The organism is Pantoea sp. SM3640 (genome assembly GCF_015654165.1).
GTDB lineage: Bacteria > Pseudomonadota > Gammaproteobacteria > Enterobacterales > Enterobacteriaceae > Pantoea > Pantoea vagans.
Map to the genome: position 1 here is coordinate 1,271,113 of NZ_CP064872.1, position 13,615 is coordinate 1,284,727.

General features: G+C 50.6%; 9 protein-coding genes and 1 pseudogene. 8 read left to right on the plus strand and 2 right to left on the minus strand.

Going from position 1 to position 13,615, the window contains the following annotated elements:
* Positions 1–129 precede the first annotated feature (129 nt).
* Complete coding sequence (locus tag IV493_RS05810; RefSeq protein ID WP_013358416.1) at positions 130–903, minus strand: phosphate/phosphite/phosphonate ABC transporter substrate-binding protein; 774 nt, start codon at positions 901–903, stop codon at positions 130–132.
* Positions 896–1,858: a fatty acid desaturase gene (locus tag IV493_RS05815; RefSeq protein ID WP_195857880.1), complete on the minus strand. Its 963-nt coding sequence runs from the start codon at positions 1,856–1,858 to the stop codon at positions 896–898. The genes IV493_RS05810 and IV493_RS05815 overlap by 8 nt, the downstream gene beginning before the upstream one ends.
* Before the next feature lie 208 nt (positions 1,859–2,066).
* On the opposite strand from IV493_RS05815, the gene IV493_RS05820 reads away from it, so the two are divergent.
* The 8 genes and pseudogenes from IV493_RS05820 (at position 2,067) to IV493_RS05850 (ending at position 13,582) form a co-directional block, all read left to right on the plus strand.
* The gene (locus IV493_RS05820) at positions 2,067–3,089 is read left to right on the plus strand and encodes an LLM class flavin-dependent oxidoreductase (RefSeq protein ID WP_013358412.1); all 1,023 of its coding nucleotides are present in this window, start codon (positions 2,067–2,069) and stop codon (positions 3,087–3,089) included.
* Between the two features lie 444 nt (positions 3,090–3,533).
* Positions 3,534–5,753 carry a catalase/peroxidase HPI gene (gene katG, locus IV493_RS05825; RefSeq protein ID WP_230299985.1) on the plus strand — a complete coding sequence of 740 codons (2,220 nt, stop codon included), beginning with the start codon at positions 3,534–3,536 and terminating at the stop codon, positions 5,751–5,753.
* Positions 5,754–6,020: 267 nt separating this feature from the next.
* A pseudogene (locus IV493_RS18530) lies at positions 6,021–6,229 on the plus strand (type II toxin-antitoxin system PemK/MazF family toxin); the annotation flags it as partial.
* Between the two features lie 711 nt (positions 6,230–6,940).
* Positions 6,941–7,426 carry an N-acetyltransferase gene (locus tag IV493_RS05830; protein WP_195857881.1) on the plus strand — a complete coding sequence of 162 codons (486 nt, stop codon included), beginning with the start codon at positions 6,941–6,943 and terminating at the stop codon, positions 7,424–7,426.
* 1 nt (position 7,427) lies between these two features.
* Entirely contained in the window at positions 7,428–8,420 is a 993-nt protein-coding gene (gene sbnA, locus IV493_RS05835; protein ID WP_195857882.1) for a 2,3-diaminopropionate biosynthesis protein SbnA, read from the plus strand.
* Positions 8,417–9,430, plus strand: a complete 1,014-nt coding sequence (gene sbnB, locus IV493_RS05840; RefSeq protein ID WP_195857883.1) for a 2,3-diaminopropionate biosynthesis protein SbnB — start codon at positions 8,417–8,419, stop codon at positions 9,428–9,430. The genes sbnA and sbnB overlap by 4 nt, the downstream gene beginning before the upstream one ends.
* 62 nt (positions 9,431–9,492) lie before the next feature.
* A complete protein-coding gene (locus IV493_RS05845) occupies positions 9,493–11,913 on the plus strand; it encodes a penicillin acylase family protein (protein WP_195857884.1) in 2,421 nt (806 codons plus the stop codon).
* Between the two features lie 10 nt (positions 11,914–11,923).
* Complete coding sequence (locus tag IV493_RS05850) at positions 11,924–13,582, plus strand: cyclic peptide export ABC transporter (RefSeq protein WP_195857885.1); 1,659 nt, start codon at positions 11,924–11,926, stop codon at positions 13,580–13,582.
* The last annotated feature ends 33 nt before the right edge of the window (positions 13,583–13,615 follow it).

Here is a 13,615-nt window from a genome sequence, read left to right on the forward strand (position 1 = left end):
TACCAGCGTTAGCCTCCGGCGCAGCGTATCGGGGTGCGTGAAAAAACAGGCAGGGTAAGCGTGAGCAGTGAGGCGAGGATGCAGAAAAATCAGATTTTCCCGGTCAGAAGGGCGAATCAGCATGCGGCGTTAAAGCCGGGTGACGCCCAGCGCGGCGGCCTGCTGTTCCCACGCCAGCACGTCCTGATAATCGTCTCGCTGCACCGGGCTGAATCCACTGATGAGATTGTCGTCGCAGACGCCGCGCCAGGCGGGATCGCTTACCAGCTGATGCAGCGCCGTGCGTAATGTCGCCAGCCGGGCCGCTGACGTTGAGGCGGCCGTGATCAGCGGCAAACCGGGTGCGGCGGGCGTCTCACCGATGATATGCAGGCCGCGCAGTTCATCCGGCACATAGCGCGCCAGCAGCGCCCAGCTCACACAGTCGATAGCGGCGATATCTGCCTGTGAATCACGCAGCGCCGCCAGCGACTGACGGTGTCCGCCGCTCAGCAGCAGCTGTGAAAAGGTCACGCCCTGAAGCGCCGCCACAAACCGCAGCGCGTTATAGCCGGATTGCGAGTCCGGGCTGTTAGCCACGGCCCGCTGACCGTTGAAATCGGCAAGCGTCGCCTGTTTATCCCGCGCCACCAGCCAGCTGCGATAATCGCGCCCGCTGCAGCCCAAAGCCTGATAGTGAAAGGTGCCGACCAGCTGAACCGCTGGTAACTGGCTGACCAGCGGATAGCCGCAGGTCTGGCTCAGCAGCAACCGCTCATCCCGCCAGTGAGCCAGCAGATCATCAGGCCAGACCGGCTGCGCGTCGGTGTCATGCTGCGCCAGCAGCGTAACCACAGCCTGCATCAATGCCCGCGTGGCAGGCGGATGGAGGGCATACATGGGCAAAGCGAGCAGATTATTCATGGGTTTTCTCCCCTGAGCGGCCCGGATGGGCATTGACGCTAACCGGTCTGGCCCAGAACTGACGCAGCCAGACCCGATAGCCCGCCACCCGAAAACCGTGGTTGCGCTGATAGTAATGCTCGCGGTCGCGCAGATAGAGCGGGCGCAGGCCATACCAGGGAACGCCAGGCAGATCGTGATGCACTGAATGGTAGTTCAGATTCAGGAACAGTATGCGCCAGGGCCAGGCCGCTTCATTATTCACCGAACGTGCCAGCGGGTCGTCCGCTGCACGATGCTCGTAAAAGGATCGTATCTTGGTCAGCGCCAGCGCCGGATAACTTACCGCCAGCAGATACCACAGCGGCGAAAACCCGAGCTCCGCCATCCAGTAAAACAGCAGAGCCAGCAGCGCGCCATGCAGCAGCCACATGCTCGTCGCATAGCGATCACCACGTCGCAACGCCTGCCACATCCCGCCAACGGTCGACGCGATATCCAGTAGCGGGCCAAGCAGCAACCGTCCCGGAAACGTGTTGCGCAGATGAATCAGCCGCTGCTGCCAGCGCGGCAACTGCGCCCAGCGGGCAGCGGAAAAATAGTAGGTTTCCGGGTCTTCGTCCGGCTCGGTCAGGGTGTGATTGCGATGATGGGCAAGATGAGAGTCACGATAGAGCCCATAGGGATACCAGACCGCCAGCGGCAGGGTGCCGAACAGCTGATTCACCCGCGGCCAGCGTGTGGGATGACCGTGGATCAGCTCATGCTGCAGTGACATATACCAGGTGGTGAAAACGATCAGCAGCAGGGTAGCGGGCATTTGTCCCAGCGTCTGCCAGTTCAGCATTACCGAGAACCAGCCACCGTAAATCACGGCCATCAGCAGCCAGGTCGGCAGTTCGCTGCGCCAGAGCCAGCTGCGCGCGCGCTGTTTCAGCCAGGCGCGCTGCTGTAAAGAGAGATAACCGTTGTGCATCGTTCACCTGACAGCAGAAGCGGGAGTCTGGAGAGTGAAAGAAAGCGCGGACAAAGACAAAGTGGATAATCTGCTTAGCTATGTCGAAATTCCTGAATATGGCGCTTAAAGATATTGACTATCAGTGGCGGCGCGGAGGGCGTAACCTTTCCCTATCAAAAATCGACTCATGCCCACAGGCGTTTATCGCCTGTCAGGAGAAATACAGATGAAAAATATCGGCTTCTTATCCTTTGGTCACTGGACGCCTTCGTCGCAGTCCGCCACCCGCACCGCGCAGGATGTGTTACTGCAATCGATCGACTTAGCGGTCGCCGCCGAAGAGCTGGGCGCAGATGGCGCTTATTTCCGTGTCCACCATTTTGCCCGCCAGCTCAGCTCGCCGTTTCCGTTGCTGGCTGCCGTGGCAGCACGCACCAAAACGATTGAGATCGGCACCGGTGTCATCGACATGCGCTACGAAAACCCGCTCTACATGGTGGAAGACGCCAGCGCGGCAGACCTCATTTCCAACGGTCGTCTGCAGCTGGGTCTGAGCCGCGGTTCCCCTGAGCAGGTGATCGATGGCTGGCGCTACTTTGGCTTTGAACCGAAAGCGGGTGAAAGCGATGCGGATATGGGCCGTCGCCATACCGAAGAGTTTCTGGAGGTGCTGCGCGGCGAAGGCTTTGCTAAGCCGAATCCACAGCCGATGTTTCCGAATCCGCCAGGTCTGCTGCGCCCTGAGCCGCTTTCGGAAGGGCTGCGTGACCGTATCTGGTGGGGATCCGGCTCCAACGCTACCGCAGAATGGGCGGCGAAAATGGGCATGAACCTGCAAAGCTCAACCCTGAAAGATGATGAGACCGGCGAGCCGTTCCACATTCAGCAGGCGAAACAGATCCGCGCCTACCGCGAGGCCTGGAAAGCGGCGGGGCATCAGCATGCACCACGCGTTTCCGTCAGTCGCAGCATCTTTGCGCTGGTAAATGATATGGACCGCGCCTACTTTGGCCGCAGCGGTAACGATCAGGATTCCGTTGGTTTCCTGGATGAGAAAACCCGCGCCATCTTTGGCCGCAGCTATGCCGCAGAGCCAGAAGTACTGATTAAGCAGCTGGCGCAGGATGAGGCGATTGCCGAAGCGGACACGCTGCTGCTGACCGTGCCTAATCAGCTTGGTGTCGCCTACAACGCCCATGTGATTGAGGCGATTCTGAAGTACGTCGCCCCGGAACTCGGCTGGCGTTAAGTCTGAAGTCGAGCGCCCGCGTAAGCCGGGCGCTCTGTTGTTTCTTCATAAAGCGGTATTACCTGCCATTCACCTCTGCGATCGTTAACGCTTTTTAATCATTTTCTCTTCTCGGATTTCTACCGTTTCTGCTTCGCATCAGTTCCGTCTATCCCTGCAACTACACCGGTTTAGCCAGCGACCGCGGCCATATCAGGTCTGGCCGCTGCTCTGCCAGCAGTGAATAAGACGGTTGTGTAACCGGTTGTGCCGGAATAGTCTGATGAGCATCGATGCCGCTTCGTTGATGATTCCGGGTAGCTACATCCGTTGCGCCATTGCTGGAAGCTGTTGAAACAAACCTTATTCAAAGGGATAAGCTATCAATCTTATAGGATGAGACAGGTGTGAGTTCCTGAAAATCCTCTATAGAGTAGCGATGAAAATACAAAAAGAGGTGTGACCATGAGCAATTCCATTGATGAAGATGCAAAAGATGCAAAGCCTATTGTTGAAGCCGATCGCGAAGCGCCTGAAAGCAAATGCCCCTTTCATGCGGGCAAGCCAGCGCAGCCCAATCAGGCTCCGGGTGGCGGCACAACCAACCGCGACTGGTGGCCTAACCAGCTCCGCGTTGACCTGCTGAACCAGCACTCATCCCGTTCGAATCCGCTTGATGAATCCTTCGACTACCGTAAAGAATTTGCCAAATTAGATTACTCTGCGCTGAAAGCTGACATTAAAGGGTTGCTCACCGAGTCACAGGCCTGGTGGCCCGCTGACTGGGGCAGCTATATCGGCCTGTTCATCCGCATGGCCTGGCACAGCGCCGGAACCTATCGCTCCGTAGACGGACGCGGTGGTTCAGGCCGTGGTCAGCAACGCTTCGCGCCGTTAAACTCCTGGCCGGACAACGTCAGCCTGGATAAAGCGCGCCGCCTGCTGTGGCCGATTAAACAGAAATATGGTCAGAAAATCTCCTGGGCTGACCTCTACATCCTGGCGGGTAACGTTGCGCTGGAAAACTCCGGCTTCCGTACCTTTGGCTTTGGTGCCGGACGTGACGACGTCTGGGAACCGGATATGGATGTGAACTGGGGCGAAGAAGCCGCCTGGCTGGAACACCGTCACCCGGAATCCCTGGCACAGTCGCCACTGGGTGCTACCGAGATGGGTCTGATCTACGTGAACCCGGAAGGCCCGGAACACAGCGGCGATCCTGCCTCTGCTGCCCCGGCAATTCGTGCCACCTTTGGCAACATGGGCATGAACGACGAAGAGATTGTGGCACTGATCGCGGGTGGCCATACGCTGGGTAAAACCCACGGTGCCGCACCGGCCAGCCACGTAGGTGTCGATCCGGAAACCGCACCGATTGAAGCGCAGGGCCTGGGCTGGGTTAACAGCCACGGCACGGGCGTCGGCGCAGATGCGATTACCTCTGGCCTGGAAGTGATCTGGTCGCAGACACCGACCCAGTGGAGCAACTACTTCTTCGAGAACCTGTTCAAATATGAGTGGGTTCAGACACGCAGCCCGGCGGGTGCCATTCAGTTCGTGGCAGCTGATGCGCCGGATATCATCCCGGATGCGTTTGATTCCACTAAGAAACACAAGCCGACCATGCTGGTCACCGACCTGACGCTGCGTTTTGACCCGGAGTTTGAAAAAATTTCGCGTCGTTTCCACAACGATCCGCAGGCGTTCAACGAAGCGTTTGCGCGTGCGTGGTTTAAGCTGACGCACCGTGATATGGGACCGAAAGCGCGCTACATCGGACCTGAAGTGCCACAGGAAGATCTGATCTGGCAGGATCCGCTGCCTGCACCGGTTTATCACCCAACCGTGGCAGACATCGCCCAGCTGAAAGAGAAGATTGCCGCATCCGGCCTCAGCGTCAGCGAGCTGGTCTCTGTTGCCTGGGCTTCGGCATCAACGTTCCGTGGTGGCGACAAACGTGGTGGTGCCAACGGTGCCCGACTGGCACTGCTGCCGCAGCGTGAGTGGGACATCAATACCGTCGCAGCACGCGTCCTGCCAGCGCTGGAAGCCATTCAGCGCGAAGCCCACAAGGCTTCACTGGCGGATGTGATCGTGCTGGCGGGTGTTGTCGGTGTTGAGCAGGCGGCGAAAGCGGCTGGCGTCTCGATCGACGTACCCTTTACCCCGGGCCGTGTCGATGCGCGTCAGGATCAGACCGACATTGAGTCGTTCGATCTGCTTAAACCGCGTGCGGATGGTTTCCGTAACTACGGCACCGGCTTCGGCAAAACCACCACCGAAAGCCTGCTGATCGATAAAGCGCAGCAGCTGACCCTGACCGTGCCGGAGTTAACGGTGCTGGTGGGAGGGATGCGTGCCCTGGGCGCTAATTTCGATGGCAGCCAGCACGGTATCTTCACCCACCATGTGGGATCGCTGAACACAGACTTCTTCGTGAATCTGCTGGATATGCGTACCGAGTGGAAAGCGACTGATGGCAGCAATGAGAAATTCATCGGACGCGATCGCGTGAGTGGTGAAACCCGTTTCACCGCCACCCGCGCCGATCTGGTCTTTGGTTCCAATGCGGTGTTGCGCGCCTCGGCGGAAGTCTATGCCAGCAGCGACGCCCGTGAAAAATTCGTAAAAGACTTTGTCGCCGCCTGGACCAAAGTGATGAATCTGGATCGGTTCGATATCTGATTGCTGTTGACGTTTTAAAAGCTGTAATTCGCTAATACTCAACTGCACCCTAAAAGTCGGAGATCCGACTGATTAAGGTGCAGTTTTTTTGCCAGATTTCTTTTGATTACTGGCCCTGTCGTCTGCGTAGGGAAGCCGCGCCGCAACTTTTTCATCGGATTTAGCCCAATCCTTTGCCTGCCCGGAAACGTTTTTTATTCTCATCCTGATGAAAACAGTTGTTCCCCGCACTAGTCCGGTTCAGGAGAACAATACAATTGAGCTGATCTGGTTCCGGTCACCAGCAGCGGGAACTTTGCCCTCGCAGCAGCTTTTGCCGTTTCACTGGAGGGGGCAGGGTGCAGGACAAAGGGCGTCATTCGCTGCGATCAGCTGAGGACGCTCGATATGAAGCTCGCGAAGGCAGACGGCTTGAGCAACTACCTGACGCTATCGTGAATGAAGTGCTGGCACGGCTGGAAGCCATTCTGAACTGAACACTGGAGTAGCTAAACACAGCCAATAAAAAAACCGCTCAGATTTCCCTGAGCGGGCTTCTCGAATTTGGCTCCTCTGACTGGGATCGCCTTTGCCAGTAACTGGCTAATAAGTAAGCTAAACCTGAAATCCCCTTCTGTCAAGACCACCAGAATGACCACCATAAGACGCGGGTTGCACAAAACTAGCTGGCGTTCTTTAAGAAAGGTGGTGATCGTAAGTAGGGTGCCCACCGCAACAAAATCGGCGTATTCCTTCCTCCCCGTAAAGGAGAACCCGCTAAGGGCGTAATGTTATGACAAAGTGAACGTATTCATTATGGATAGTAATGTAAGGTAGTTCATCCTATTTTACGGGTTAATGTATAGTAAGTTAATTAATTTAGTCATATAAATCAATGTGATAATTTGTGTTGGTTGCGCATTTTTATTGAAAAAATAAAAGATTTCAAGATGTCATCTGGTAAGAGATAAAATATTATTTTTGTTCTATTTGTGCTTGAATTACCCATTGCAATGTTGCGTATTTATTTTTATTTGGATTTTAATTCTGTTTTTTGTTTTTCTTATGGAATAATATTATTTACTGGTTTTTTTAGTGCTATTTTTATTAGCATAAGGAATTATAAAGTGATAGTTTATTACAAACACTTATTCATTGAAATATTTATACGTATTATCTATTGTGAAAATTTGGGGTGAGGTATAGGAATGTTATCTCTAAAAGAATGCACTGGAAGTGAAATTGAGGAATATTGCGCCATCTTTGTTAATGAATATAAGATGGATCTTATTAGAAACTACCAGCTCAGCCAGTTAGAAGCGCATCAAAAAGCGAATGCCACATTCAACACATCTTTTCCTGACAACCAGCCAGCAAAAAATAATTCCCTACTCCGTATTACCAAAATACTCAGCGATGTCCCTTGTCATGTCGGTTACATGTGGTTGCTTTATTACCCAGAAGAACAATCGGTATTTATAATGGATTTCTACATATCCTCGGAATATCGGAATAAAAAAATTGGCCATGAGGCGATGATTAACGTGATAACGATGCTTGAAAAAAAACAAATGGCTACACTGAAATTACGCGTTGAGCCTGATAATCAAGCAGCTATCGGACTATATAAAAAATCAGGGTTTGATATTACAGGAATAAATATGACTCACAGGATAACTCCAAAGGGAGTGTAAAATGATATATCAAACAGCAGAGAGCATTAATGATGGACGGGCATTCCTCAAAATTGATGAATTCATTAAAAACAATAGCGTCTATGTAAAAATAGAAAATATGAATCCCGGAGGATCAATAAAAATAAAAACCGCAATAGCGTTAGTTGATGCGGCAGAAAAAAACCTGGATTTAAAAAATAAAAGACATGTTATTGAATCCAGCTCGGGTAATCTGGGGATAGCATTAAGTATCATTTGTGCCGCAAGGAAATATAATTTCACTTGCGTTGTCGATAAAAATACATTACCTCATACTATTAAAGTAATGGAAGCCTATGGTGCGGAAGTTATTATAATCGAAACCCCCCATCCTGAAAGGGGTTATCTCGGCGCAAGGCTCGATTATATAAAGAAAAGGCTTGTGTCTGATAATAGTATTGTGTGGACGAATCAGTATGAAAGTTCTGCAAATAGAGAAGCGCATGCAAGAATGACGGCGCGGGAATTATTTAATGAGTTTCCTGTTATTGACTATCTGTTTATTGCCGCAGGTACGACAGGCACATTAATGGGGTGCGTGCAAACGGTTACCGAGGCATCTCCGGCAACAAAAATTATTGCTGTTGATACTAAAGGCTCGGTCATTTTTGGTACGCCATCGGCGCCTCGTTATATCCCGGGTATGGGGGCCAGTGTTCTTCCGCCATTATTCGATAGTAAAAATTTGTTTGATATGGTTCAGGTGTCAGAGAAGGAAACCGTGCAGACCTGCAGACTGTTCGCACGGCGTTACGGCTTTCTTGTGGGAGGGTCGACAGGAACCGTCCTGACTGCCATTCGGGATTACAGCCCTAAAATTCCCGCAGGTTCGGTAGTCGTTACGATCAGCCCTGATGGTGGTGAACGTTATATTGATACTATTTATTCCGATGAATGGTGCTTAAAAAAAGGATTATTGCAACTTCAGCCGTCAACCAGTCGTAATACTTTCTCAGGAGCCGTAGTAGAATGAACAATATGAAGCTGGGGGTGGTTTCAGGAGAGACAATCGCAGAAATCCTGTCTGATTCTTACAGTCAAATTATGCGAATAGTGCGGGAAACATATTTACTCCATGAGAAAGGCATAACCAATAACCCTGATAGTTATTTCCTGCGGTTTAATGATAAACCGGAAGCCAGAATTATTGCGTTGCCGGCGGCTATAAAAGGCGTGGGTGCCGTAGCAGGAATAAAATGGATTGCGAGTTACCCTAAAAATTTAGAAAAGAACATACAGCGCGCCTCTGCCACCATTGTTCTGAATGATTATGAGACCGGATACCCTTTTGCCTTACTGGAAGCATCGCAGATTAGCGCGTGCCGTACCGCGGCATCGGCTGTCCTCGCCGCGAATACGTTATCAAACGATAGAAAAATTGCTAAAAAGATTGCATTCATTGGTACTGGCGTTATTGCGCGTAAGATCGCCGACTTCTTCCACGCTGAAAATTGGGATATTGGTCGGGTTGTGGCTTACGATATAACCTCGCACGATGCCGAAAAATTTGCACGCTATGTCAACGATGCTCATAAATATCAGTCATCCGTGGCAGGAAATGTGACGGACGCTATGGATGACGCGGATATTATTGTCTTTGCCACCAACGCGGGTACGCCATATATTACCGCCTCGGATGCAATAAAGAATCATCAGATCGTATTAAATATCTCGCTTCGTGATATTGGCCCTGAGATTATCTTACGTTCATCCAATGTGTTCGATGATGTTGAACACTGCATGAAGGCAAATACTTCCCCCCATCTTGCTGAACAAATCAGCGGAGGGAGACATTTTGTTGATGGTTCTCTTGCTGCGTTAATTAATGGCGATATACAACTGCGAAAAGATTGCCCGGTAATTTTTTCTCCGTTTGGACTTGGTGTTTTGGATTTGGCTGTGGCCGCTTATTTGCATCAGCGCGCAGAAAAAGAAGGGCTGTGTCATTCAATTCCAGGTTTCTTCCCCGATATGACGAGATAAATTTAATTGTCAGCTTAACGTTTGGTTGAAAATTAGCACTATCATCATTGTTTGAGAGAGATATGAAGAGTCGTCCTTTATTACTACGTGTCGTGGTATGCCTGCTATTGCCCGCGATTTCTGTTTTTGTCTTTGGCTATATTTATTTTCTGCGCAGCCTCCCTGTCGCTGAAAATTTTACGCTATCAGGGCAGGGTTATAATGATGTCGATGTAAAGAGAGATCGGCATGGCGCTGTATATCTCTCATCTGATGATGATAATAGTATTTATTTTGGCATGGGGTATGTGCAGGCGCAGGATCGGCTGTGGCAACTCACATTGCAACAGCGCATTGTTCAGGGAAGATTAAGCGAGATACTCGGCGAGAAGGGGATGAAAAGCGATATTTTCATCAGAACGTTGGGCATTTATCGTGCAGCACAGCAGGCATGGACACGGCTGGACCGACCGGCTCAGGATTCGCTGGTCGCGTATGCGGCTGGCGTTAATCAGGCGATTAAGCAACAGCGAACTTTGCCGCCGGAGTTTATTTTGCTGGGAGTGAAGCCTGAAGAGTGGACGCCAGTCGATTCTCTGGCGTGGGTCAAAATGTTCGCCCTCGACCTGGGGGGCAATATGTTCAAGGAAATTCAGCATGACGTCGCCACGGAGAGCCTGAATAACGAGCAAGTCAGACTGCTTTTCCCCACTTATACCTCCGTACCACCAGACCGCACTGCTGATCTGAGACCTGCGGCAAGCCTGGCGATGCAGGATGTAAAGTTCATCAGTAAGCAAGGGGCCTATTTTGGCACGGGGGGAACCGGAGTGGGCAGTAACGCCTGGGTTGTATCAGGAACGCACACCCGTACCGGATATCCGATGCTGGCGAACGATCCGCATCTGGGACTGCAGCAACCTTCTCCGTGGTACGTTGTATCGCAGAATGGCGCCCGATTGCATACTCAGGGAATGAGTCTGACGGGGCTTCCACTCGTTATCTTCGGCAGTAATCAACATATTGCATGGGGCGGCACGGCTCTGACCGCGGATGTGCAAGATTTGTATGCTGAAACCGTCAACCCGGATGACCCCTCCCGCTACAAAGTCGATAACCAGTGGCTACCCTTTAGTCAGAGGAAAGAGACTATTCGGGTTCGCAGTGGTATTCCCGATATGCTCTATCCGCCCCTTCAGGACGTCACGCTGAATATTAAAGAGACGCGGCACGGTCCTGTCGTCAGCGCTCTGTTTCCCACTATTCGCCAGACGCTGTCGCTAAGGTGGACAGCGCTGGATCCAGACGATACCAGCTATATGGCGTTTATGAGGATCAATTATGCCCACGACTGGTCATCGTTTCAGTCGGCAGTCCGACTGCTTGCGGCGCCTGCACTCAACCTCCTTTATGCCGATACGGAAAACAATATTGGCATGATAAGTGCCGGGGCCATTCCGCTTCGGGGACAGGGCAACGGTGAACTGCCATTGCCGGGTGAAAATTCTCGTAATGATTGGCGGGGTTATATTCCGTTTAACGAACTGCCGGTGAGCAGGAATCCGGCATCGGGATTTATCGTTTCTGCCAATAATGAGGTCAGTAATGATACCTACCCGCATTTCATTTCTCATGACTGGGCGCCTTCTGCGCGTGCACAACGTATTACCAGGCTGCTGGACGACAAAATTGCGGCGTCGGAAAACCGGATAACGCACGAAGACATGATAGCCATTCAACGGGATACGTATGATGCGAACATTGCGGCATTTCGCCACGCGGCAATCAATAAAATTCAGCCGACAGGCAGGCGTCAGCAGATAGCAATAGACAGACTGGCTGCCTGGGATGGGGATATGAATCGGGAGAGCGTTGCTGCCACCCTGATTGTTAGCTGGTCGCGGCATATGCGGATCAATATGGTTGTGGATTCGCTACCCAAATCCTGGGGCGAAGATGAAAAAAATGCGCTAATGAGTGAGCTGGGCACCTATATTCCGCTTTCCTCGCTGGTGAAAATACTCAATGACGATACTCACGCGTGTCGGACATTTGGTCCCCCAACGTCGTGGCATAATTGTCAGGATGTGCTGGTGAAATCTCTCGATCAGGCTCTCGACGAATTGAGCAGAATGCGTGGCGATAATATGAATAACTGGCAATGGGGAAACCTGCATTCCAGTTATTACCAGCATCGCCTGTTTAGCGGAGTAAGATTTCTCGACAATATTTTCAGTACGCGAATAGCAAATGGCGGCTCACCTGATGCAATCAATGTGGCCGATATGCATTTCGACTTGTCAAAAGGCTATGACCAGACACTGGGCGCCAGTTTCAGAATGATTGTCGATGTTAAATCGGAAAAAATCAGTATGCGCTATATCAACTCAACGGGGCAATCCGGAAATATTATGAGCGAACATTACCGGGATAGTGTGCAGCCATTTAATGAATTTATATTCAATGAAATAAAAAAAGATTCCTATGCTCGATCAGAGAAATAAGGAGTAGGCTGTGGGATTATTCAGGAGTTTCAGCCATAGCGCACCGAATAGGGTATTGCTGTCGATACTTTTTGGCGCACTAGCGGGAGCGGTATATGCATTTTTGATTCCACTGACATTGAGTGGATTACAGTCATTGTCGCCGTCACTCAGTGTGCTCGGTGAAAAAACAATATCCCTGTTAGGGGTTACTATTTCCAACTATCGTCTTGCGTTACTGTTCTCCAGCGCGATTGTGTTAATTCTTATTTTTACCTCAATGTCAGAAATTCTTCTTATAAATGTTGGGATTGATTTCGCCAGAAAATTACGTAAGGATATTTATCATAAAATAAGCCTGTTAAGTGTTGTTGATCTTGAGCGACTTGGGCTGGCAAGAATTACTACTATTTTAACGACCGATGTCATGCAGGTAATTCTGGGGGCTAAGGTCATTCCAACTATCGTTATCAGCATGGTGACGGTGATGGGAATGATGTTGTATCTGTACGTCGTCAATGATGAAATCGTCTTTTTCATTCTGAAAGCAATCGCCTTTGGCGTGTTGACTTATCAGATACCCATATATTTTTCCCGGCGTTATCTTGTTAAGACGCGCAATAAATTTGATGAGCTGCGTAATTTGAACATCGCTCTGGTTCGTGGTGCAAAAGAGCTGAAGATCGATCGCGCCAAGCGTGATTACTTTCATCAAAATATACTTAATACCGTTGAAGATGATATTGCCAGTAATGAGAAAAAGGGACAAACCATACTGGCTGTTGCAGTGAACTATGGTGATTTGCTCAGTTTCTTCGTCATTGGTTTCACTATGTTTATATTTGGTAATTATCATGCCGTTACCGACCAAGAACTGATCGCCGTCATTATGACGTTGCTCTACATCACCGCGCCCATAAGCGTCATTATCAATAACATCCACAACATCACGCTGGCGGCTATTTCCATGAAGAAAATCAGGGAGATTGTCAGCATTATGCCTGCTGAATCCACAATCGGTGGGGATGGAACGCTGATGCCCTGGCGGGAAATGACCTTCAACGATGTTGTATATGAACATGTGGTGCATGATAGGGATACGGCGTTTAGTATCGGCCCGGTAAACTTTACGCTTCGTCGCGGAGAACTGGTTTATATCGTCGGCGGCAACGGGTGCGGTAAATCTACACTGGCGAAATTGATCACCCAGCACTATTTTCCCAGTCGGGGGTTAATCAAGGTAGACGGTCAGGACATCGATGACCGAAATCGTGACGCCGTCAGGCAGCATATCGGCTGTATTTATTCCGACTACCATCTTTTTGATTCACTACTGATTGCTGATGCTTCAAGCGATTTAGAAATAGAAGGGCATTTAAAACGCCTGGGGCTTTCTCAAAAAGTCAGTATTAAGGCAGGTGTGTTTTCCACCACATCGCTTTCAGATGGCCAGAGAAAGAGACTGGCATTACTAACGGTACTGCTCGACAACAAGAATATTTATCTTTTTGATGAGTGGGCTGCCGATCAAGATCCGGATTTTAAGCGAATATTTTATGAGGAAATTCTGCCGGAGATGAAACAGCGTGGAAAAACAGTCGTCGTTATTACCCATGACGACCACTATTTCCATCTGGCGGACCGTGTTTTCAGAATGGATTCGGGAATGATGACGACATTGAAGTCGTGACATCGTTAATCACTTTATTGTCCTTCACTGGTA